This is a genomic window from Caballeronia sp. KNU42 (assembly GCF_053760385.1).
On the sequence record NZ_CM132388.1, the window covers coordinates 2,103,836 to 2,125,676 of the forward strand.

14 protein-coding genes and 3 pseudogenes are annotated in these 21,841 nt (G+C 57.3%); 6 read left to right on the top strand and 11 right to left on the bottom strand.

Features of this window, described 5'->3' with window-relative positions; all coding sequences use genetic code 11:
- Window positions 1–1,575: 1,575 nt before the first annotated feature.
- From ACSOSP_RS09390 to ACSOSP_RS09410, 5 genes and pseudogenes are all read right to left on the bottom strand, one after another.
- A complete protein-coding gene (locus ACSOSP_RS09390) occupies window positions 1,576–2,031 on the bottom strand; it encodes a hypothetical protein (RefSeq protein WP_455310775.1) in 456 nt (151 codons plus the stop codon).
- A gap of 1,855 nt (window positions 2,032–3,886) precedes the next feature.
- Window positions 3,887–4,081 (bottom strand): annotated as a pseudogene (locus ACSOSP_RS09395) (ATP-binding protein); the annotation flags it as partial.
- A 12-nt stretch (window positions 4,082–4,093) separates the two neighbouring features.
- Window positions 4,094–4,330, bottom strand: a complete 237-nt coding sequence (locus ACSOSP_RS09400; RefSeq protein ID WP_455310776.1) for a hypothetical protein — start codon at window positions 4,328–4,330, stop codon at window positions 4,094–4,096.
- A gap of 216 nt (window positions 4,331–4,546) precedes the next feature.
- Window positions 4,547–4,741 (bottom strand): hypothetical protein, encoded by a 195-nt coding sequence (locus ACSOSP_RS09405; protein WP_455310778.1) that lies wholly within the window; start codon window positions 4,739–4,741, stop codon window positions 4,547–4,549.
- Window positions 4,742–4,814: 73 nt separating this feature from the next.
- Window positions 4,815–5,096 (bottom strand): hypothetical protein, encoded by a 282-nt coding sequence (locus ACSOSP_RS09410; protein ID WP_455310780.1) that lies wholly within the window; start codon window positions 5,094–5,096, stop codon window positions 4,815–4,817.
- Between the two features lie 1,559 nt (window positions 5,097–6,655).
- Between ACSOSP_RS09410 and ACSOSP_RS09415 the strand changes: the two genes are divergently transcribed.
- The gene (locus tag ACSOSP_RS09415; RefSeq protein WP_455310781.1) at window positions 6,656–7,120 is read left to right on the top strand and encodes a hypothetical protein; all 465 of its coding nucleotides are present in this window, start codon (window positions 6,656–6,658) and stop codon (window positions 7,118–7,120) included.
- 1,566 nt (window positions 7,121–8,686) lie between these two features.
- Here the strand turns inward: ACSOSP_RS09415 and ACSOSP_RS09420 are convergent.
- Window positions 8,687–8,844, bottom strand: a pseudogene (locus tag ACSOSP_RS09420) (polysaccharide biosynthesis protein); the annotation flags it as partial.
- A gap of 5 nt (window positions 8,845–8,849) precedes the next feature.
- Window positions 8,850–9,101: pseudogene (locus tag ACSOSP_RS09425) on the bottom strand (polysaccharide biosynthesis protein); the annotation flags it as partial.
- 952 nt (window positions 9,102–10,053) lie between these two features.
- Between ACSOSP_RS09425 and ACSOSP_RS09430 the strand changes: the two are divergent.
- The 4 genes from ACSOSP_RS09430 to ACSOSP_RS09445 all read left to right on the top strand — a co-directional run bounded on the left by ACSOSP_RS09430 (window position 10,054) and on the right by ACSOSP_RS09445 (window position 14,500).
- The gene (locus tag ACSOSP_RS09430) at window positions 10,054–11,100 is read left to right on the top strand and encodes a glycosyltransferase family 2 protein (RefSeq protein WP_455310910.1); all 1,047 of its coding nucleotides are present in this window, start codon (window positions 10,054–10,056) and stop codon (window positions 11,098–11,100) included.
- Window positions 11,100–11,750, top strand: coding sequence for a class I SAM-dependent methyltransferase (locus tag ACSOSP_RS09435; protein ID WP_455310782.1), 651 nt, complete (start codon window positions 11,100–11,102; stop codon window positions 11,748–11,750). Before ACSOSP_RS09430 ends, ACSOSP_RS09435 begins: the two co-directional genes overlap by 1 nt.
- Entirely contained in the window at window positions 11,747–12,616 is an 870-nt protein-coding gene (locus tag ACSOSP_RS09440) for a hypothetical protein (RefSeq protein WP_455310784.1), read from the top strand. Before ACSOSP_RS09435 ends, ACSOSP_RS09440 begins: the two co-directional genes overlap by 4 nt.
- A gap of 78 nt (window positions 12,617–12,694) precedes the next feature.
- Window positions 12,695–14,500, top strand: coding sequence for a hypothetical protein (locus ACSOSP_RS09445; protein WP_455310785.1), 1,806 nt, complete (start codon window positions 12,695–12,697; stop codon window positions 14,498–14,500).
- A 274-nt stretch (window positions 14,501–14,774) separates the two neighbouring features.
- Here the strand turns inward: ACSOSP_RS09445 and ACSOSP_RS09450 are convergent, their stop codons facing one another.
- The 4 genes from ACSOSP_RS09450 to ACSOSP_RS09465 are packed head-to-tail and all read right to left on the bottom strand — an operon-like array spanning window position 14,775 to window position 19,797.
- The gene (locus tag ACSOSP_RS09450; protein WP_455310786.1) at window positions 14,775–16,646 is read right to left on the bottom strand and encodes a polysaccharide biosynthesis protein; all 1,872 of its coding nucleotides are present in this window, start codon (window positions 16,644–16,646) and stop codon (window positions 14,775–14,777) included.
- Window positions 16,636–17,652, bottom strand: coding sequence for an MraY family glycosyltransferase (locus tag ACSOSP_RS09455; protein WP_455305973.1), 1,017 nt, complete (start codon window positions 17,650–17,652; stop codon window positions 16,636–16,638). The genes ACSOSP_RS09450 and ACSOSP_RS09455 overlap by 11 nt, the downstream gene beginning before the upstream one ends.
- The gene (locus ACSOSP_RS09460) at window positions 17,649–18,593 is read right to left on the bottom strand and encodes a UDP-glucose 4-epimerase family protein (protein WP_455305974.1); all 945 of its coding nucleotides are present in this window, start codon (window positions 18,591–18,593) and stop codon (window positions 17,649–17,651) included. The genes ACSOSP_RS09455 and ACSOSP_RS09460 overlap by 4 nt, the downstream gene beginning before the upstream one ends.
- A gap of 19 nt (window positions 18,594–18,612) precedes the next feature.
- Entirely contained in the window at window positions 18,613–19,797 is a 1,185-nt protein-coding gene (locus ACSOSP_RS09465; RefSeq protein WP_455305976.1) for a glycosyltransferase family 4 protein, read from the bottom strand.
- Window positions 19,798–20,340: 543 nt separating this feature from the next.
- Between ACSOSP_RS09465 and ACSOSP_RS09470 the strand changes: the two genes are divergently transcribed.
- Entirely contained in the window at window positions 20,341–21,792 is a 1,452-nt protein-coding gene (locus ACSOSP_RS09470) for a mannose-1-phosphate guanylyltransferase/mannose-6-phosphate isomerase (protein ID WP_455305978.1), read from the top strand.
- Window positions 21,793–21,841: the final 49 nt, after the last annotated feature.

A 21,841-nucleotide genomic window follows, 5' to 3' on the forward strand; every position in this document is an offset into this window, starting at 1 on the left:
TAAGTGACTCACGCCTTTGGCATACGGGAGTTGTCCGACACTGCACAAAATCGGCTGCTGCGAGCGTGCGCCGCAAAACCGCCGCAACGCCCAGCCGGTTTCACCGGTCACAGCTTCATGCAGTTAAATAGAGGGCTGCGATAGCAGACGTGGATGTCTCGGCGTGAGTCGATTTGAAAGCGGGCCTTGACGGACTTTCGCAAGAGCAGATATCACCACAATCTCGCAGCCGTCTCTATCCATACTTCGTTCTTTGGTCGCCGTCACTGCAAAACACTCGCCAGCCGACTGCGTACCATGAAAAAATAAGATCTAACCCTTGTCGAATGGGCACCATTGAAATTGCCCACTTCAGTATATCTTGCTCGAAAGACGGTGAGATTTAGGTGTCTTTGTCCGGCTCCGTCCCAATACCGTTTGCAACATCAGTTTGTCAGCTGATGGGCTTTATCGTGATATCGCTCACTCCTGAGGATGACCCCTATTAATGCGATCTTTCCGCCCCAATGAATCTCACTGATCTGGTAGAGCTGGATTCCACCTTCGGGCAGGCTCATCTTGAGTGATGAGTGGATTAGGTGCGATTGTGTCCATCACTCATCACTTTTTGAAATGAACTAGAGTCCTTTGTAATCAGACGGTTACGGGATTTCAGCTGAAAAAATGGGCTTTATCATGATATGTTCCAATTTGGTGCATAAAACGAAGTATCGCCGCCTCCGTCCCCACAAGGATCGAGGTCGCGGTAACTTGCAAAGTTACCTCTGCGAGCCGCCACCATTGCTCTAACGCGGATTGTTGAAGTAAGGGATCTTCCGCCTGCATCGCGAATTCACCGAAGCCTCGCAGGGAAGGATATCGGCGCGGCCATGCAACAAGCGATGGCAAAGCTCAACACGCGATTGAGCAAATCTTTTTCGCAAGGCGTTGGGTCTTCCTCATATCTATCACTTGCGACTTGAGCTTCTTGAGCCCGCGGAACGAACGCTCGAAACAATTCGCCCCTGGCACGAGCGATTAAATGGCCCGTTTGAGTGGCGAATGTTAAGCCATGTGCCCGTTATTCAGCCCTGCCGCGCTAGCCTATACAGAGTGCACACCCGGATTCCACTTGCTATGCAGATCGGCAAGTGACAGCAAAAGTCATCTGTTGATCTTTGCCGGTGGGTCGATCTCTTCGATCCCTCACCGGCAAATGGCGTCGCTCTCACAGGACGCTGCTTCACCTACGGAATGGTTTCCTGCAAAGGATCACCTCGTTTTCTTCGAGGTTAAATCGTGGAAATCGTCACTTCGGTATTTCTTGCTCGAAAGACGGTGAGATTTAAGTGTCTTTGTCCCGTCCCGCACAGATGCCGTTCGAAGATAGGCTGATCGGCAAAGGGGCTTTATCGTGATATTGCTCACTCCGGAGAAAGGCGACGATTAATGCGATCTTTCCCCGCATGGATGCTTTGTTATGGGATCGCATCCTGTTCAGATAACTAGCCTGCGGTCCCTCTTGCGTGATGAGGTTACCGACACGGCGGTGTCCAGACCTCACCAGCTTGAAAATTGGCATATTCCTTTTAGTTTTCAAACACCTATCATTTTTCGCCTTCGAAAATGGGCTTTATCATGATATGTTCCAATTTGGTGCATAAAACGAAGTGTCGCCGCCGTTCCAACAACGATCGAGGTCGTAATAATTTGCAAAGTTTCCGCCGCGAACCTGCCAACGCTGCTCTTACGCAGATTTTTGAAGCAAGGGTTCGCCCGCCTGCATCGCGTAATCAGCGAACCCGCACCGGTGGAAAGGTCAGCGGTTGGCCAAGCTGCACTGGCGAGAGTACGGACGAAAGGCGCTGCGGATTCCGATGCTTTTGTAGAGATGCCAATTAAAATCGACAACCGCACGGCGCGAATCCAGGGCAGTGAACTACTGCGTTGAGGCGGTTCATGTGTCTTGCTTTTGAGGGTATGCTTTGCCGCTCCGTCACCGGTCAGCCATGCCAAAATCGACCATCGCAGATCAATAACGAAGTCAAGCATGCCTAATGTTCGACCTGCAAAAGCCTGCTAGAGCTTCGTAGGTACGGCGACCATGAAAAATCGCTCACTCGCCGACCCGTTCGACAATTGGCCAATGTCGTGCGGTGACTAACAATCGGCGGCATACATAGCATCATTCTTGCAAGTGCGGTTGATTCCGCTTTGGTCGACCCGTGCGTAACGCGTACCGCAAACGCACCATCATGCCTGGCCTTTGCAGCGCGCGCCTTTCGCGCTGTGCTACAGCAAAAAGTTTTGTGGGTGAGCTCGGGCGAGGTCATCCAAGCGAAGCGAGTAGTGCCTTCATTCGAGACCTTTGAATCGGAAGCAACTCGAAGGAACTCTCAACAAGAGCAACCCTAGAGCGCCAATACGCCATATCCAGCCCGTGTATTGGCGTATATGTATCATCTCGCGCCATAAGCCGGACGATTGTTTCAAGATGATCCAGTTCTGTGTCTGCATGCCGGGACGGACCCGCTTTCGCCCTGCCCACCGCCGCTGCTAGCCGCTTCGGATTTTTCATTCGCAATACCCGGCAGGATCAGGACTCGGGTATGCGAGACTGGTCAGGCTTGTCGGCTCGATGCAGGCCGAGGCAAACGCAATGGTGAGCTCGATGCTGAGCTCGATTTTCGCGGGACGGGCGGATATCCCACGCGCGACGCTAAGCTCGCCCGCAACAGAGGAGACAATCAGGCGCGAAACCCGGTAAAGGTAAAAAGATTGGAACATGTCGAAGGAGGATCAAATGTGATAGCCCAGCTTCTCAGTTCCACATCAAAGTCAAGCAGAGCGAAATATCGATCTTCGTTTTTCGCGATCTTTTTCTTAAGTCAATGTCTCGCAGCAATGGACATCGCCGCGGCGATGCAACAAGCGATCGCAAAGCTAAACATGCGATCAAGCAAATCTTTGTCTCAAGGGGTTGGGTCTTCGCTCACATCTATCACTTGCGACGTGAGTCAACGGAACGAATGCTCGGAACGTTCGCCCCCGGCACCAGCGATTCGCTGGTCCGTTCGAGCGGCGGATGTTAAATGATGTGCCGTTATTCGGCCTTGTAGCGCTGACCTATACAGAGTACACACCCGAATTCCACTTACCACGCAGATCGACAAGTGACAGCAAAGGTCATCTTTTGATTTTTGCCGGTGAGTCGATCTCTCCGATCCCTCACCGGAAAATGGCGCCGCTCCCACAAAACGCTGCTTCACTTGCGGGGTGGTTTCCTGCAAGGGACCACCTCGTTTCCTTCGAGGTTAAATCGTCAAAATCTTCAAGATATTGAGTGAGGATTGTGCCGGCGCTCGCGCATGTCACACGGTCATGTTGCATCGGCCGTCCTGTCACTTACGCAATAGCGTCGGATGCGGCCCGCGCACGCCTTCGCGGAGGATGGACAGAAGTAGTAATCGCGCGGCCTTTGAAGGCTACCCAATGACACCGATTTCTAGGCGTCTTACCAAATTGCCGTCTGAACCGACTTATCAACATCAGCTGGCAACAACTATGTGGATGAGTAGAGGCAGCGCGCGCCCTGACCTGGACGTACGGTTTTATGCCTGATATTGAGCACAGTCGGTCATGGGCTTTATCACGATAAAGCTCAATCCCCACAAAGACCCCTAAAAACATAAAGCTTTTCACGCCAAGACGGCGAATCTGTCGGTTCGTCTTGATGTCGCTGCGCTGGAGCGCATTGTCGAAAGCCAATAAATTTTCCCTATCTTTTGAAATCGCAAAAGCGCGGGTGCGCGCCGAGAATTGGCGCTAACGCACTCGCGCGCGAGTGATCGCTAATTTACTGGGACCAATCATGGAATCCACGAATGCCGCCGATTACGCTAACTAAGAGTCGCGCTTGCTTAAGCAGTCGGGTGCGACGGCGATCGTCGCGCCAGTTTGCTTCCCGTTCGATCGATAGTGGCAAGCGTTCCTCGAAGCTGAGTGCCGTCGTGCCGGGCTGCGGCAATTGCTCTTCCAATCGATCAGCGAAGCCATCCAGCTTCAGACTGCGCAGTTGCGTCAAGGTATGTTGCATCATCATCCTGGGTTATCTTCACTGGTAGTAGCTGAGGCCGCGCACGCGGCGGTAACGGTGTACGCCCAGGTCGAGCGCCAATGCGCACGTTGCTTCAAGACGCTCGAGTCCGTAGCGACGCGAGAGCGAGAGCAGTCCAAGGCACGCGCGGCAGCCGTGCTCGGGATGGTGTTGCTCTCGGAGAAGCCGGGTGACGAGCGCCCCAGTTGCTCCGCCAATCTGCTGCCCCCATGAATGAGCCGCTGCGGCGTCCATTCCAGATGGGCGCGGTGTGTCGCCGCCATGTGCTCTACGACAGTGGTGAGGCCCCCAAGCGATCGTTGCGTGCGTGACTGGCTTCGCGGCGGCGTGGTGCAGCAGCTCGACGGCGTCAGCCGTGATGCGCACATCGAGTTTGAGTCCGGCTAGAGCGTGGGGAACGCTGTCATGGTGTTTGTCGATCTCGGCGTGATAGTGAATGTGGACCGTGACTCACTCGAACCGCGCGAGCTCATACGGCTGCACCGGCATCGGGTACTGGGCAGGCGCGTCCAGTTCTGCAAATGCACTGGTGCGGCATGGCGGCAGCTTCTGAAACGGGCGACCGTTTAGATTCTTCAGTAGCGAGCGGATCGCGTAGTTCGCCGACTCAATCGATTCGAATCGGTGATGACGCAGGCGCGCCATGATCCATCGTTCGACGACCTGAACCGCCCAACTACGGCTTATCCCGGGAGAGACAGACGCGCGCAGGTAAGAGTTAGGCGCCGTAGGTGAGCGCGAAATCCAGCACGATTTCGCCAGCGCGCGGCCCGTCACGGTCAGAGTCGGCGATCATCGCGCGCGGGTTGTCGGGCACGATCAGCTGTGGAACGCCGCCGGAGAAGGTCGGTGCGCGGCCGATACCGACCAGCCAGTCCTCCATCGTCTCGGCCAGTGTGGCGCATGCGCATTCGTAGCTCGATGCGCCCACGGCGGCCACAAAGACGTGCGCGCGGCGCCCCATCGTCAGCGCATGCGTGGGGCCAGCAAAGTCGACCAACAGTTTCTAGCCAGCTCGGTGAATCTCTCGCATCGAGCGCTTCAGGCGTTTGGCGAACGCCTTATGAAGTTCACGGAATTGCGCGAATCGGTAAGTCTGCCGGTCCGCAAACCCGGCCTGGTACTGCTCCTACAAAATCGTCAGCGTCACACCCTTGCGACGAACCTTTTGATGGATGCGCCTGAAGTCGGTTGAGCGCAAACAGCGGGTCCGGTGTGCTTGCCGGGAAACCGCCGCGCGAGTTCGCCTTCGTTCATGTCGTAAGCGTTCGCCCAGTCAAGCCCGGTGGCACCAGCCAGTCTGACTTACTTCATGATCACACCCCTGGAGTGCCCAGCGAGGCAGCGATTCGATCGTGGGAGAAGCCAGCGTCGAATTTAAGTCGTAAAACGTCCTTGATCATGCGCATGTTCATCCGGCGTGCGGGCATCGTCCCTCCCGCAAAATCCGGCGAGATGATGCCCGCGTTCTTGATGTCATGCGCAACGCCAATCCTGCCGTCCGGTCCGCTCGGTCACGTTTCCGAAACGACCGGTCACGTGGCCGAAATCGCCGGTCACAATCCCGAAATGGCCGCCCACCTTCGTCCGGAATTCGCATTAAGGCGAGGTCTCCTAGGGATGGATATCGGCGCGACCGTGCAACAAGCGATCACAAAACTCACCACACGATCAAGCAAATTTTTATCGCAAGGCGGTGTGTATTCACTCTTGGCTGTCACTTGCCACGTGAGTCCAGATAACGAAAGCTCGGGACGATTCGCCCCCGGCACGGGGTTTCGCCAGCCCGTTCGAGCGGCTGATGTCATGAGAGCCAGGTAAGGCCGAGGCTGCCTGAACATGAACACTCAAGCGCATGGTATGCGCCAGGAAGGTTGTATTTAAACCCAACAGGCCGCTATCCTTCGAACGCGGCGCGCTAAAAGCGCTATAGAAATTGCAAGCTTTTCGCTTCTCACGCGACGCCGCCACGACATAGACTCTCTTCATCCCCGCGCTAGTGCGCATCGATCCAAGCAGACCAGTTCGCTGGCGGCTTCCCCGTCTTGTTCGCTTTTTTGCGAAAAACGCTTTTCGGTACGTTTCTTACCCTTCGGCTTCTTAAGCAGTCGACATCTATGTTCACGCGCGCTCGCGTGCCGGCGTATGTGAACGCGTGATTGCGCTCAATGATGTTCGCTATACGGCCTTGCGACGCTGGCCTATAGCGAGCGCACACCCGAACTTCACTTGTCATGCAGATCGGCAAGTGACAACGAATCATCAATTGGTTTTTGCCGGTGGGTCGATCTGTCCGATCGCTCACCGATACATGGCGTCGCTCCCACAAGACGATGCTTCCCTTGCGGAGTGGTTTCCCGCAAGGGGACCACCTCGTATCCTTTGAGGTCAAATCGTGAAAATCTTCAAGTTCTTAAATGCGCATCCTTCCGGCGCTCGCGCGAGTCACGCGGCCATTTTTAATCGACCAGCCTCCGACATGCAGCGTAGCGTCGGATGCGGCCCACGCACGCCCGAGCGCATCGCTCGCGATCACTATGAAAATCAGGCAGGCAATCGATGAAACTGGCCAACGCGAAAATTCAATACCCCAGCGGCATGATCATCGTCGACCGCGTGTCGCTAGACGTACGAACGGCCGAAATTTTGGTGCCGCCTCGGCTCAGGGACATAATGGACGAAATGGATAAGAGCGAAACCTCGTCGACTTTCACTGTCGAATATCGAGGCCGCGTGCTAGCTGTAGCAGTCGACGCAACCGGAAAGTTCCGTGTCAAGTTTCCGGATGTGAATACAGCAACGCGACGAAGCGGCTTGCGGTCACTGGCCTTCCCGTCAAAAGATCAGCGGCAGCAGAACGGTCGTTTTGTCCATATGCTAAGCGCTGCATCTTTCGTCGGTGCCGCGCTCAGCGCGCTTTTCACATCAAACTGGAATGCGCATGCGATCGTGCAGACAGGCAGTCTACTCATATCTGCACTGCTTTTAGGTGCGGTCGGCTTTTATTGCATCAAGGGAGACTGATCATGGGAGCCTCAATTTTTACGATCGTGTTTGCTGTCATTCTTGCGCTCTTCTTCGGATGGACATCTCACAACGGCCGAAGATCGGAGCGAGAACGACATCGGAGGTGATGCTCGACTTATAGTGCGCTGCAGTCGTAGCGTTTGACGACATTAAGCGCCAAAGCCGCACCCCTTCATTCGGGTGCGGCTTTTTCGTTATGCGCTAACCGCATGCGCTTTCGGAGAGGTGTTTTTTGAATAACCGATAGAGGTAACACGAAAAATTGCGACGACAGCTAAATAAAGTTCCTGCTTTCATACGCGAAGACCCCCTACCCTGGATATTGTCAACTAGCAAGTCCGCACGAGCGGACTTGCTAGTTGACACGTACCGATCCGGTAGGATGTTTCGCACATAGACGAGTCGCGGGATCGCAATAAATCTGACTGCTGTGGTCAAGATTGATGAGCTCTCCCGGACAGAGGCGTGACGGCAAGTTGGCGTATAGCGCCACGGTCCCAAGATCAAAACGGGGGTCTTGCAGAAACAACGCAAATGCCATTGCTTCGGCCTGACGCGCATTCAGCGCATTTGCGCTTACCGTATGACTGTAGGTATTAATTATCTTGCCGTAACCATCTGCGAGCACGCACGCGCTAAGGCATCGCGCACAGTGGATCATGAAGCCCGTCGGTCACACCAGTAGTTGATGGCGATTTATGCATCTGTGATCGCAAAGATTTTCCACGTCTTATAACGTTATAAAAAAAACGAATATTTACGTCTTTTAAGGCGTAAACCTAAATTTGCGATCATTCCGCAAAATGTTTAAAATCAATCGCTTAGGTTAAAATATTGGGCAAAAGAAGCCGTGGCATGCCATCGTCGCCCGCAGGGCGAATCGGCGAAGCAAGCACGGCGAAAATCGCGAAGGGACAGAGGAACGGACCGAAGGTCAGTGGGCAGATATGAACGGGGTCATCCGGTTACGAATGAGAGCGGCGATGATTACCATCACGGCTGGGAGAAGTAAAAAGCCCTGCCCACCACGGTCCGCTTCTCAGCGGGGCGCCACTAGGCGCCCTCGCTTCGCTTGAACGGACGGCGCGATGTGAAGGTCAGCTGCATGCTCGCCCGATACTTCGCGACTATGGAAATGGTGAAAGCAAGTTTCGCCGACGCACTGGACCAGCTAAATGTAGAGCCAAGGTTCGTGGTGTGGCGCCACCAGTATTTCGCAGTAATCGCGCGGCGGTGGTTTCTTATGGAGACGAATGTTGAGCGCGCTTTGACGGAGCGCGTCAAGTGAGCCGCCGGTTAGCCCCGCACACCTTACTCGCTTCAACGCTTTTTGTTGGCACATGGATGGGTCGCGAGATGGGGTGCGCGAAGGTCCTGCTCCGTCGAGCCATACCACTCGATTAATCGCACACGCTTCGCTCACCGATCTGGCATGTTAGACTCGGTTGCCACGCTGTTGACTAGCAGGAGCAGCGCATCAGCGGCTAACTAAATTCAACCGCTTTGAACCGACTGAACGCTCTGCAACTTCGGCGGCATGGTTGTCTGATATTCCGGCCCCCAGCGACACAGGTCACGCGCCAGATCCACGATCCTTACCGGCGCACCCATATCCAGAATAAAGATCTCGACACCCGCAACACCAGTTGCGCAGCTTCGGGAATCGTCATGATGAAACACGTGATCTCCGGATGCGTGACCGTCACCGGCCCGCCCTTCGCAGCATGGGCTGCGACATGCCCGCGCCAACCACTACGACCAGCGCACCACCTGTGACCGCCCTGGAAATTCGCATGAGGTCTGGCAGGCTAGCGAACACCCACATGCCGCGATACAGCCCGAACACACGAAACATCACGGCATAGACAGGCAACACCCACACGAGCGTTGCGAACACGCCGTGCAGGAAGTCGCCCGGAACCGAACCATTGCAACGGATCTCGTAGGCCATCAGCCACGTGCCGGCGACGGCGCACATATCGAACGCGAATGCGCCGACCGACAGTAACGAAGCTTTATACTTTATATCGAGTCATCCGCCAATACCTTCAGGTATTTCGAAACGTGCGACAGATAGCGACGTCATCGAGCATCTATCGGCGCGCCGATCTCATTTCGCACACCCAAATCGGCCTCTCCATACCGAACTATGCGGTGAACATATAGTTAAAAACGAAAAAGCAAACATTATGCCAAACAGAATCTCAAAAATACCAGTTGAAGGTGATACGCCGGCTCTCAATGCCAATGCGATACCGCGAGCGTACTGTCGATATTGGTGTTTCCGCTTTCTTCACATTTGTCACGATTATTGGTTACGGATTATTACTGGGCAAGCCGGTCTAAATTGGCGATGAATTTTGTTCCTGTTATCCTTACAATTGGCTAAGATCGATACTTTAGATAATCCCGCACTCATCATCCCTTCGTACAAATATGCTAATTTTGAGACAGAATCAAATGTCAAGCAGTGCTAATGCTTAGACTCCAATCTTTAAATACCATCAATACTGACGCCGTCAGCGCGGCCTCGGGAAAGGTTTGGAAACGTTTGGAAAGGTTTTCGACGCAGCAGTAATTGCAAGTTACCGCCACAGAATGAGGTAAAAAATGCTTCTTTGTTACACATTCAGTACGAGCACGGTCGACTTGAGAGGCGCTATTTCTAGCCTGTCACGCTATACCACAAAGCCTGAGTAAATTCAATTAGTGGGACGCTGGAGCAATAGTTATTACATGACGACCGAATCGCTGCATGCAGATGACTAGGCGTCGAATTCAGTTTGCTTTAAAGTGCGCCCGTAAATTTTTAGGGTCTGGCGTGAGAAACCGTCCTGAGGCTGAACAGCCGGTTCACCGCAGCACCTTTAAATTGCCGCAACAACGAAATCACGAGCCATAACGGTTCGCGTCCTTCCGCAGGTTTGACGATGAAGTTGATTATCCAAATACCGTGCTTCAATGAAGCAGAAAGCATTGCGATTACGCTCGCCGCTCTACCACGCCAGGTCAAAGGCTTCAACAAGGTGGAGTGGCTGGTCATTGACGACGGAAGTGCCGACGATACGGCTGCCGTCGCGCGCCGCAATGGCGCGCATCACGTCGTACGCCATACCAGCAACCAAGGACTTGCCCGCGCCTTCATGACGGGCATTGAGGCATCGGTACGGTTGGGTGCGGACGTCATCGTTAATACCGACGCAGATAACCAATACGACGCCCGCGATATTCCCGCGCTGGTTGAACCGATCTGCGACGGCGTTGCAGAAATAGTGATCGGCGCGCGGCCCATTGCCGAGATAGCGCACTTCTCCGCCGCGAAAAAATTCCTTCAAAAGCTAGGTAGCTGGGTTGTTCGAACAGCAAGCCGCACGACGGTGGAAGATGCGGCGAGCGGATTCCGGGCGTTCAGTCGAGATGCTGCCCAGCGTCTCACCGTGTTCAGCGACTATACGTACACCCTCGAGACAATCATCCAGGCTGGCCAGAAGAACATGGCGGTCGTCTCCGTACCAATTCGAGTGAATCCGGACATGCGGCCGTCGCGGCTTGTTAAAAGCGTCCCGTCGTACGTATTCAGGTCGATGCTTACCATTTGCCGGATCTTCGTTATTTATCGGCCCGGCCGTTTCTTCGGCACACTTGGCGCTGCCCTGCTCGCCGCGTCGTTCGTGCCTGGACTGCGATTCCTCGTACTATATATAAACGGCGACGGGCAAGGCCATGTCCAGTCGCTTATTCTCGCGTCTATTCTTGCCGGCATGGGTATTCAGACCCTCTTGGCAGCGGTGCTCGCTGAACTGCTCGCGACCAACCGGAAGCTTCTGGAAGATATCCGCTACACCGCGAAGTGCGCGGAGCCCGTCGTATCCAGTCGCGGTGAGAACACGTTTGCTCTGGCCGTGCCGCATCGCCGGGAAAACCGCGCGCGGCCACACGTTCTTGATCTGAACCGGAATAAAGCAGGCACTCGTTGATGAAAATCTCGCAGGGAATGGTCGAGAACGGTACGGTCGTGGGAAATACCTACGACAAATACGGATCGAGAAATATCATCGTCCGGCGGCTCATGCAGGGCTTCGAAAATTCACTGACCGAGCTCGTTGGTAAGGTTTCCCCTCTATCCATCCATGAAGTCGGATGTGGCGAAGGATATTGGGTCATGCGATGGGCGGACCAGGGCATTGCATCCACAGGCAGCGATTTCTCTGGAAAGGTAATCGAACTGGCGCGCGCCAATGCTTTGGAACGGGGCATGGCGTCTGATCTGTTTTCCGTGGAAAGCATCTATGAACTACCCCTTCGGACAACGAAACCTGAGCTGATCATTTGCTGCGAAGTGCTGGAGCATCTCGAGCATCCCGAAGACGCGCTACGTGCGCTGCAGGCTGCAGCAAAGGAATACGTCATTGTCAGTGTGCCGCGCGAGCCGATCTGGAGCGTATTGAACCTGGCGCGGGGCAAGTACCTGATGAGCGGCGGAAATACACCCGGACATATCCAGCGATGGTCGGCGTCGGCGTTCAAAACCCTCGTGGCCGAGTACTTCGATATCCTCGAAATCCGCGCACCGTTACCCTGGACCATGCTCTTGTGCCGCGTGCCCGGCGCACCCCGTCCGAGATGAATCCAACGTTGAAGCGCGCTCTGTCCTGGGGCGGCAGTGCGCTAGGCATTCTAGGCGTTGCATTTGTTGCGGTGAAGCTGATTGACTATGGCCATCGAGTGCCGATGAACCGTATCGGCATGGGGCAGTGGTTCGGCATTGCAGCCTTGGCGCTTCTGTACGGCGCATCCGGCTTTCTTCTGGCGGTAGCGTGGCGGGACATCCTGAGGCATCTCGGCGTGACGGTCCGCCGTGACTGGGCCATCTGGGCATATGGCGTATCCCAGCTCGCCAAATATGTTCCAGGCAATGTGTTTCACCTCGCTGGACGGCAAGCACTCGGCGCCTCGGCCGGCTTGCCGCAATGGCCGCTCGGGAAGTCGCTCGTATGGGAACTCGGCACGATAGCCGTCATGGCCGCACTGTTCGTTCTGTGGACGATTCCATTGTTCCTTCCCCTGCCCGTATGGGCGGCCCTGCTTGTGTTTGCGTGTGCGGCAGGCGGCGCCATCGCGATCATCCGCCGCGGATTCAGTGCCGACCTGGCAAGGGCCGCTGCGCTACAGCTCGCGTTTCTCGGCCTCTCCGGCATCATCTTCGCCACGTTGTTCAAGCTTTTGGGCGGTGAATGGAATTGGCTTCCCATCGCCGGAGCGTACGTGGTCGCGTGGCTCATCGGACTAGTTACGCCCGGGGCGCCGGCGGGAGTCGGCGTTCGCGAGGCGGTCCTGTTTTTTTTGTTGCGCGACGTTCTCGGGCAAGCGGATCTGCTCGAGATCATTCTCATCGGACGACTCGTCACCGCGGCGGGCGATCTGATTTTCTTTCTCGCGGCGTCGGTGTGCTTTTCAGGGCGGCCCACGGGGTTGCTTGGGAAAACGGCGTGACGCAGGCTCATAACCCTTACCGGTAAAGCAACTATGACAACACCCGGATCTGGCGTCCGCACCCGACGCGATTTTGGAATGAAGGCGCTGGGCCTGATCGTGCTCGTTGCACTTGTCGCAGGAGTCTACGGATCGATTCCGTTCTATTCAGCGCCAATGATTGGCCAGCTTATCTGGGTATCGTCATTTGCTCAGTCTTTCGCGAACGATGGCTGGTTCAGCATCTTTGCGCATAACTTCGGTTATCCGCGTCCTGCGTCCATCGCCTTTGGCTTGCCGGGGGCATTGGTGGAAGCGGTGTTGTTGCGTGTCACGACACTTCGCGCGACCGACGCCTACTCAATCATGACTATCGGCTTCCTGGCCGTAGCAGCCTGGGGTGCGATTCAATGCGCGCAGCAGATCGGGCTGCGCTACCGCGCTGCATTCCTTGCCGCCGCTGTATGGCTCACCATGCCGATGATTTGGGCGCATGCCGGCTACTCGATGCTGTCGATAGGCATCGCATTGCTTCCCTTCTACTTGAACCAATCGTTGCGGGTCTGCCGGATCGACAGCACTCGAATGGGTACGCTCGTTGCCACGGCTGCCGGCTTCACAGTCACCGCGATTTTGTCCGTGTTCATGGACGGCTATACGTTCGTGATGTTTGCGCTGGCAACCGCAATCTTTCTCGCCTACGAGGGCCTGTCCGACCGCAGTAAACTGAGACGGGTCGTGCAAGTGAGTTTGCCGATTTGTGCCCTCGGGTTTGCAGTAGCGTATTTCCTGTATGCACTGTTCCTTGGCTTTACGAACACGCCTCCCGAACCGCTCGACTTTTTCCGTGGTTGGGGCGTCGACGTAACCATGCTCATCTTTCCGACCAGAGGACTGTTCTGGCTTTGGGATCACCTGGGTATTGGCCTGGACCGAAACGACGCGTTTTACTACGGCGATCCCTCGGTGTGGACAACGACGTTCTCTTTGTTCGTCGGCTTGTTCGGCTGCGTTGGGCTATACGTCGCCAGGCGGCAAAAATATGCGCTTGCCTTCCTCCTCATCACAATCGTCGGAGTCTACTTTTCCCTGGGGCCGTCCCTGAAGATTCACTCGTTGCGGCCCCATGCCGATATCGTCGCGGCACATTTTTCTCCGCTTATGCCGGCCAGCAGCGCGATCATGCCGACCGGCAGCGGGTTTATCTCCGAGCACGTTCCGGGGTTCAGGAATATGCGTGCGAGCTATCGATGGATGGCCATGGGTCTCGTTGGACTATGGGCGCTGTTTGCGATGCTGATCGGAGAACTTGATCGGCGCGGCCGAACGGGCATCGCGCTTGCCCTCGTCTTGCTGACGGTGATATGCAATCTTCCCAAACATGGCGTGAGCGCACCAGCTTCGGTCGTCAATCCAATAGTCGAGCGCTTGAAACTAAGGGCTCCGCATCATTGGCGGGAATCGTTGCTGAATATCGATGCGACCTTGGTGGCATCGTTCAAACGCCAGATACCACCGGGCAGCCTGGTTGCCTTCGTGCCTCAGGGCAACGACTTTCTTGCCGGGTATCTCGCTGCTAAAGCCAATGCGAAGACGTATAACGCGGGTGGAGACAAGAACGTCGAGATCGCAAAATCAGGATGGCCTGCAGACATTCAGGCGCTATTCGCCAGCGACCCGGCGCATCTTGGCGCGGCGATCGAGCAAACGCTCAAGGCGCATGATGCGGATTACGTCGTGCTGCCCTTCGTCGATCTGCTTTGGGACGCGCACGAATGGCCTCCGACAGGGGCAAGCGTGGAGGCGGCGAAGGCACGTTTTGCAAGCGTCCTCGACCAGCTTCAGGCCGATCCAAAGTTCGTGGTCGTGCGCGACCAGTACTTCGCTACAGTGGCGCTTCGGTAGATTTATTCAGGCAGGAGAATCGTCAAGCTCGCGGCAACAGAGCGCGTTGTAGCTAGCATCGCCGATTTGTCCTGCCCGCCTTCCGCGCTTTAGGGATTCGTGCGCAAGCAATCCGTTGGCACTCGCATGCGAGAGGGAGCGTGCGAAATACCTTCGCCGCGAAACTGCGTGGTGAGATGCATGCGCGTTGAAGCAGGCTGCGGAATCGGGGTCATTCGATTCGGCATTTGCGCTCCCTTGACCAGCAGCCGCAACACATCTGCTTTGAGTATCCTCAACCGTTTCGAACCGATTGCACGCTAGTCAACTTCGGCGGCATGGTCGTCTGATACTCCGGCACCCAGCGACGCAGGTCACGCCGCACTTCTTCGTCAGCCAGCACGCGATGCTGCATCAGCCACGGCAGCAGTTCATCAAGGAAGTGATTCGGCACTTCGCGCGCCTGCGCGATCCGCAGTTTCGGATGCGGCGTGCGGGTGGTCGTTTCGTCGTCGGCAAGCAATTCTTCGTACAGCTTCTCGCCCGGACGCAAGCCCGTGAACACGATCCGGATCTGCTCCTCCGAAAATCCGTACAAGCGAATCAGATCGCGCGCCAGATCCACGATCCTTACCGGCTCACCCATATCGAGGATAAAGATCTCGCCACCCCGACCCATGCTCGACGCCTGCAACACGAGCTGCGCAGCTTCGGGAATCGTCATGAAGAAACGCGTGATCTCCGGATGCGTGACCGTCACCGGCCCGCCCTTCGCAATCTGCTGCTGGAACTTCGGGATCACGCTGCCCGCGCTGCCCAGCACATTGCCAAATCTCACCGTCTCGAACTGCGTTCGTGGCGAAGTCTGCTGCAACGCCTGACACGCCATCTCGGCCAGGCGCTTGCTTGCGCCCATCACGTTGGTCGGGTTGACGGCTTTATCGGTGGAGATCAGCACGAAATGGCTGACCTGATGACGGATCGCCGCGCGCGCCACGCGCAACGTGCCCAGCACGTTGTTGCGCACCGCCGCCCACGCGTTCTGCTCTTCCATCAATGGCACATGCTTGTACGCGGCCGCGTGAAACACGATATGCGGAGCAAAGCGCGACATGGTCTGATCGAGCAATAGCGAATCCTTGGCATCGCCAATCACCGGGATCACCGACAGATCCGGAAACCGCTCATGCAATTCTTCTATGAGCAAATACATCGCGTATTCGCTCAGGTCGTAGGCCACCAGTTGCGCCGGCGAGAAGCGCAGGATCTGCCTGCACAACTCCGAACCAATCGAGCCGCCTGCCCCGGTCACCATCACCACGCGCCCATGCAGCAATGCTTCGACATGCGGCATGTCGATCTTCACCGGATCGCGGCCGAGCAAGTCTTCCAGATCAATCTGGCGAACGCGTGAGAGGAATGCCTGGCCTTGCGTGAGCACGGTGAGCGCAGGCAGGACCATCGCCTTGACGCCGGCGCGAACGCACATGGTGGCGACACGCCGTTGCGCATCCACCGATGCCGACGGAATCGCGATGATCGCCGTATCGGCCTTGAGCTGGTCTGCCCAAAGCGGCAGTTCGCTCATCGTCCCCAGGACCTTGTGGCCCAAGATTTCACGACCGCGTTTAGCGGGGTCGTCGTCGAGCAGACCGACAAGACGCCATTCGCTCGAACGTGCCAACTCGCGCACGAGATTTGCTCCCGCCGTACCCGCTCCCAGCACGATCACCGGCTTGCCTTGGCCGATCAAGCCGCCGTACCGATAAAACTCCTTGATCGCACGATAAAGCGCGCGCGACCCGCCCGTTCCCATGAACAGCAGCAGCGGCGACACAATCAGCACAGAGCGGGGAATGATGGGCGAAGGTTGCAGCATGGCCGCGCCGATCATCACGATCAGCGCGCCGGTGGCGACCGCCTTGGAAATGCGCATGAGGTCAGGCAGGCTTGCAAACACCCACATGCCGCGATACAGCCCGAAGATCCGGAACATCAGCCCGTAGATCACCACGACCCACACCAGCGCATTGATGCCGCCGTGCCAGAAATCGTCAGGGACCGCGCCATTGAAGCGCAGCGCATACGCGGCGAGCCACGCCACGGCGACAGCCACGAGGTCGAAGCCGAATGCCGCAATCGAGAGCAACGAAGGCTTAATTCGCATCGTTATCGTTACCTTGAGTGAGGATAAATTGCCGCCAACGGCGGTCGATCTGCCAGCCAACCAAGGCCAGAACAACGTACCACGCCCCGAACAAGGTCCATTGGACCGCGGGCGGCACGCGAAGTGCTAAGAGCGCTACGCAACCGCTGCCTAACATGAGCAAGTAATACGCCATAGCCACGCGGATGTGGCTTTCAGTCAGTCTCACCAAACGCTGATAATAATGCTCGCGATGCGCGAGCCAGACTTTCTCGCCCCGCGCGAGACGGCGCGCAAGGGTCACGGTGGCATCGGCGACGAAAGGCGCAAACACCAGCGCGGGGAAGCAAATCGGCCAGACGCCGTGCTGCCAGCCCCAGAAGCCCAGCGCCCCTGCCAGGAAACCAAGCGGGATAGAACCGGCATCGCCAAGGAATATCTTGGCCGGATGATGGTTAAAAATCAAGAAGCCAAATGCTGCGCCGGCTATCGCCGCCGCAGCCACGGCAAGCGTTGGCTGCAAAACCAGCGCTGCGACTGTGTAAAAACCGAAACCAAACACCGCCATGCCGCCCGCGAGACCGTCCGAACCGTCCATGAAATTGTAAAGATTGACGACCCAGACAAGCGCCACGACGGCAAGCAGCGCGAGCCACCAGGCAATGCTCACTGAACTCCATGCAATGGCCGCAGCGACCACAATCAGGTGCGCAGCGAAGCGCACACGGGCCGGCAAGCCGCGCCGGTCGTCGACCTGGGACACGATGGCCAGCAGCAATGCGCCGAGCGCGATCCAGCCGAAGGATGGCGCGCACAATGCAACGGCGAGCAGCATGGCCGGCATCACTCCCCAGCCGCCCACACGCGGCACCGGGCGCACGTGCAACGACCGGTGGTTCGGGATATCGACGGCTATGTCCCAGGCCCAGCCCGTACGCAACAGCAGCAGCAAAATCCCCGCACACACCACGCACGCGATTCCAACAGCGACGAACAAGAGCATGGGCATGGGCGTCAGCGGCGTCATTGGCGCGCCTCCTGGAATGCACGTACCGTCCGCGCGATGCCTTCTGTCACCGTGGTGGGCGGCGTCCAGCCGAGGCCGGTCCGCAGACGCGTGCTATCCATGCGCAGCGGGCTTGTCAGTCGCTCGACCTGAGGCGTGCGCCCCGTCAGTGCTCCCGCTGCGCGCAACCATGACGCGGGTACAGACAGCAATCGCGCGGGCTTATTGAAAGCCTTGGCGAGTGACCGGATCATCTGCGCGACGCTGAGATCGTCGCCGTCGGTGACATGGAACACGCCGTTCGTCGGCTCGGGACGCGTCGCCACGAAACAGATCGCATCGGCGAGATTGCCCACGTAGACCATGCTGCGGCGAGCATCGATAGCACCAAGCGGCAACGGAATGCCGCGTTCCACCGCTCGCATCAGTTGTTCGAAATTGGCTCGCACTCCCGGACCATAGACCAGCGGCGGACGCAGCACGACCACTTCCATCCCCTGCTCACGGCCAAACCCTGCAAGCGTCCGTTCAGCTTCGAGCTTCGTGATGCCGTAAGGATCTGCGGGCGCCGGCGGATCGTCCTCACGCCACGGCCGGCCCGGTTCGCCTTCACCCAACGCCTTGATGCTGCTTATATAAACCAGCCGCGTCACGCCCGCGCGCGACGCCGCTCGCGCCACGTTCAGCGAGCCCTCCACATTGACCGCGCGATACTCGCCGAGCGGATCGACGGCGCTGTCCTTCATGACATGAACACGTGCGGCAAGATGAATGAGCACATCGGCAGGAGGCAACGCTGTAAGACTGGCGAAGTTATCGTCGGCGATGACTTGTTCGTGTACGCCCGGCTTGCAGCCTCCCGGCCGGCGCACGAGCGCGGTCACGTCGTGACCCGCATCGCAGAGCGCCGCGCAGGTCGCGCGCCCCACAAACCCGTTGGCCCCTGTGACGATTACTCGCATGAAAGCGATCTCCGCAGCTTCATGCCGACAATCCGCGATACACCGCGCACGTCTGGGCCACAGTCGCTTCCCAGGTGAGATCCGCGGCGCGCCGCAAACCCTTCGCGATGAGTTCATCGCGCAGAGCCGGATCGCCGAGCAGGCGCTCCATGCCGGCCGCGATGTCATCAATGGAATACGGGTCCACTTCCCACGCGGCCCCCGCCGAGACTTCCGGCAACGAGGTCAGGTTCGATGTCAGCACGGCCACGCCGCTCGCCATGGCTTCGGCGACGGGCAAGCCGAAGCCCTCGAACAGCGATGGATAAGCAAACAATGCCGCCGATGCATACAGCTTCAGTAGATTTTCCCGCGGCACGTAGCCGGGAACGACGACTTGGCCGTCACGCGCGAGCGGTTCGATCACGCGCATGAGCGCGGAATTCTTCCATCCATCCGCGCCGATCAGCACGAGCGGAAAGGCGCTGCGCATCTCTGCGGGCAGCTGTGCAAACGCTTCGACCAGCCGCAGCAGATTCTTGCGCGGCTGCAGCGTGCAGACCGACAAGACGAATCCCCGATGCTTCAAGCCGAGAGCGGCGAGCGTCTCAGCACACGATTCTGCTGAATACGGCTGAAACGCCGCTTCAACGCCCAGATGAATGGTGACGACCTTCGATTCGGGCACGCCGTAGATATCGACGATATCGTTCTTCGTGTGGTGACTGTCCGCAATCACGATCTGCGCCTGCCGCAGCGTCTTCGGAATCTCACGGTCGAGATATTCCACTGCCACCCGCGGATGAAATTCCGGATGCCGCCTGTGCGACAGATCGTGAATGGTCACGACCATCGGGCCTTTATAACGCGACGCCACGAAGTTCGTCTCATGGTAGATATAGCCTTTCCGGGCGAACTCGGCGCGCACTTCGCGCGACTTGATCGCGCGCACGATCGTCCTGCCGCGATACAGCCCCGGCACGCTGCGGGCCTTCTGCAGCACGTTCGCCGCGATGCCGTCGGTGAACTGCACGCCCTTGCGCAACGCGACATGCTGGTTCATGAGCGCATGCAAACGCTCGCCTTCGAAACGCTCCGCGCCCACCCAGCCCGCCAGTCCCTGCACATCCGGCTCATCGCGCAACCCCTCCAGCAGATGCTGCGTGTAATAGCCGACGCCGCTCCTTGGTGGACGAAGTGAGTTGAGATCGAAGAGCAGTTTCATGCGTTAGTGTTTAGTTGGCTTGGTGAACAAACAAATGAACAAACAAAAAAGCAAAAGAAGGTCTGCGATGGCGGTTTAGCCCGTCATCGACCGTTGCGTGCGAATATGTTTCAAAGTCTTACCATCAGGATGAAAGCCGCTTGAGGCACGGTCGTTATTACCGCACTCATGGCCCGCTCATGTCTACCAAACGCATGAAACGCCTATCCTGATGACATGGATGCCTCACTGCATCTGTCCTATTTTCCTGATCGATTGGACAGATTTTCCTACTGGAGACCTTGTCTTGGCAGCAGCTCAGCGCGCTTTTCCTACCCCGGACGCAGCCGCGAAATTTAACACATCGGCTCTTCGCAAAGCTTATGCAGCAAGCGATAGAACTCACCCATACACGATATCAAAAGCCTCGCCCAGAGGCGAGCCGTGGCCGGTTCGATTGCTGCAACATCAGTAACGAGATGTTCCGAAACAGGGTACCAGCCGCGCGAAATCCGCTAAAATCGCCCCTTCGCTGCCCAAATTCAGCCATTTTCGAGCCGTTCAATGAACATCATTCCCGTCATTATTTGTGGTGGCGCGGGTACGCGCCTGTGGCCGGTGTCCCGCGAAGCCTTCCCTAAGCCGCTGTTGAAACTGGCCGATGGGCAGAGCCTGCTGCAAAAGACGTTTCTGCGCGCATCGCATGTGGCGAGCGCAAATGAAGTGGTCATCGTTACGAATCGCGAAACGTATTTCCTGACGAAAGACGAGTGCGTTGAAGCCGACTCGGACGTCAGCCAGCTTGGCTTCATCCTGGAACCGGCTGCGCGTAACACTGCGGCAGCTATCGGCGTGGCGGCGGAAGTCGTGCGCCAGCAGCATGGCGCGGACGCGATCATGCTCGTAATGCCCGCGGACCATCTCGTTGAAGACGAAGTCGCGTTCGGCGCGGCCGTCCAGCACGCCGCGCGTGCGGCGCAGGAAGGCCGGATTGTCACGTTCGGCATCCGCCCGACGAAGCCGGAGACAGGCTACGGCTACATCGAATTCGAAAGCAAACCGCTGCCCGGCGCGGACGCCGTGCACAAGGTCGTGCGGTTCGTGGAAAAGCCGCAGTTGTCCGTGGCCGAAGAACTCGTGGCCGACGGCCGGCATCTGTGGAATGGAGGCATCTTCTGCTTCACCGCCGAGACCATGCTCGCTGAGCTCGGGAAGTACGCGCCGGCCGTGCTGGAACCGGCTGTTGCTGCTGTTGCCGATGCAAAGCGCAGTACATCGAAGGATGGTTACACCGTCGAACTCGATGGCGCGCAATTCGCCCGTGCGGAAGACATTTCCATCGACTATGCCGTGATGGAACGCTCGGACAACGTCAATGTGGTGCCGTGCGAGATGGGCTGGAGCGACATTGGCTCGTGGATCTCCATCAGCGAACTCACCGCACCCGACGCACGCGGCAACCGCATTCATGGCGAAGCCGAGCTGTACGAGGTCGACAACTGCTTTATCCGGAGTGAAGACGGCCGCATGATTGGTGCTGTGGGCGTGCAGGATTTGATCGTGGTGGATACCGCCGATGCGCTGCTGATCGCAACGCGTGAGCGGGCGCAGGATGTGAAGCAGATCGTCGCGAAGCTCAAGAAGGTCAATCACGATGCGTACCGGTTGCATCGGACGGTACATCGTCCGTGGGGCACCTACACCGTGCTCGAGGAAGGCGATCGGTTCAAGATGAAGCGCATTGTCGTGAAGCCAAACGCACAGCTTTCGCTGCAGATGCACCATCACCGCAGCGAGCACTGGATCGTGGTGAGCGGCTGCGCTGACATTGTCAACGGTGAGCAGATCATCTCGCTGCAGCCGAACGAGTCGACCTACATTCCCGCTGGTCACAAGCATCGGCTGATCAACCCGGGCGTGATGGATCTCGTGCTGATCGAGGTGCAATGCGGCGAGTACCTGGGTGAAGACGATATTGTCCGCTTCGAGGACGTTTATGGGCGCGTGCCGGCCTGATCGTCTGTAGCGTCTTTTAGCACCGCCGCCGCAGAAAATTGTTTGCGCG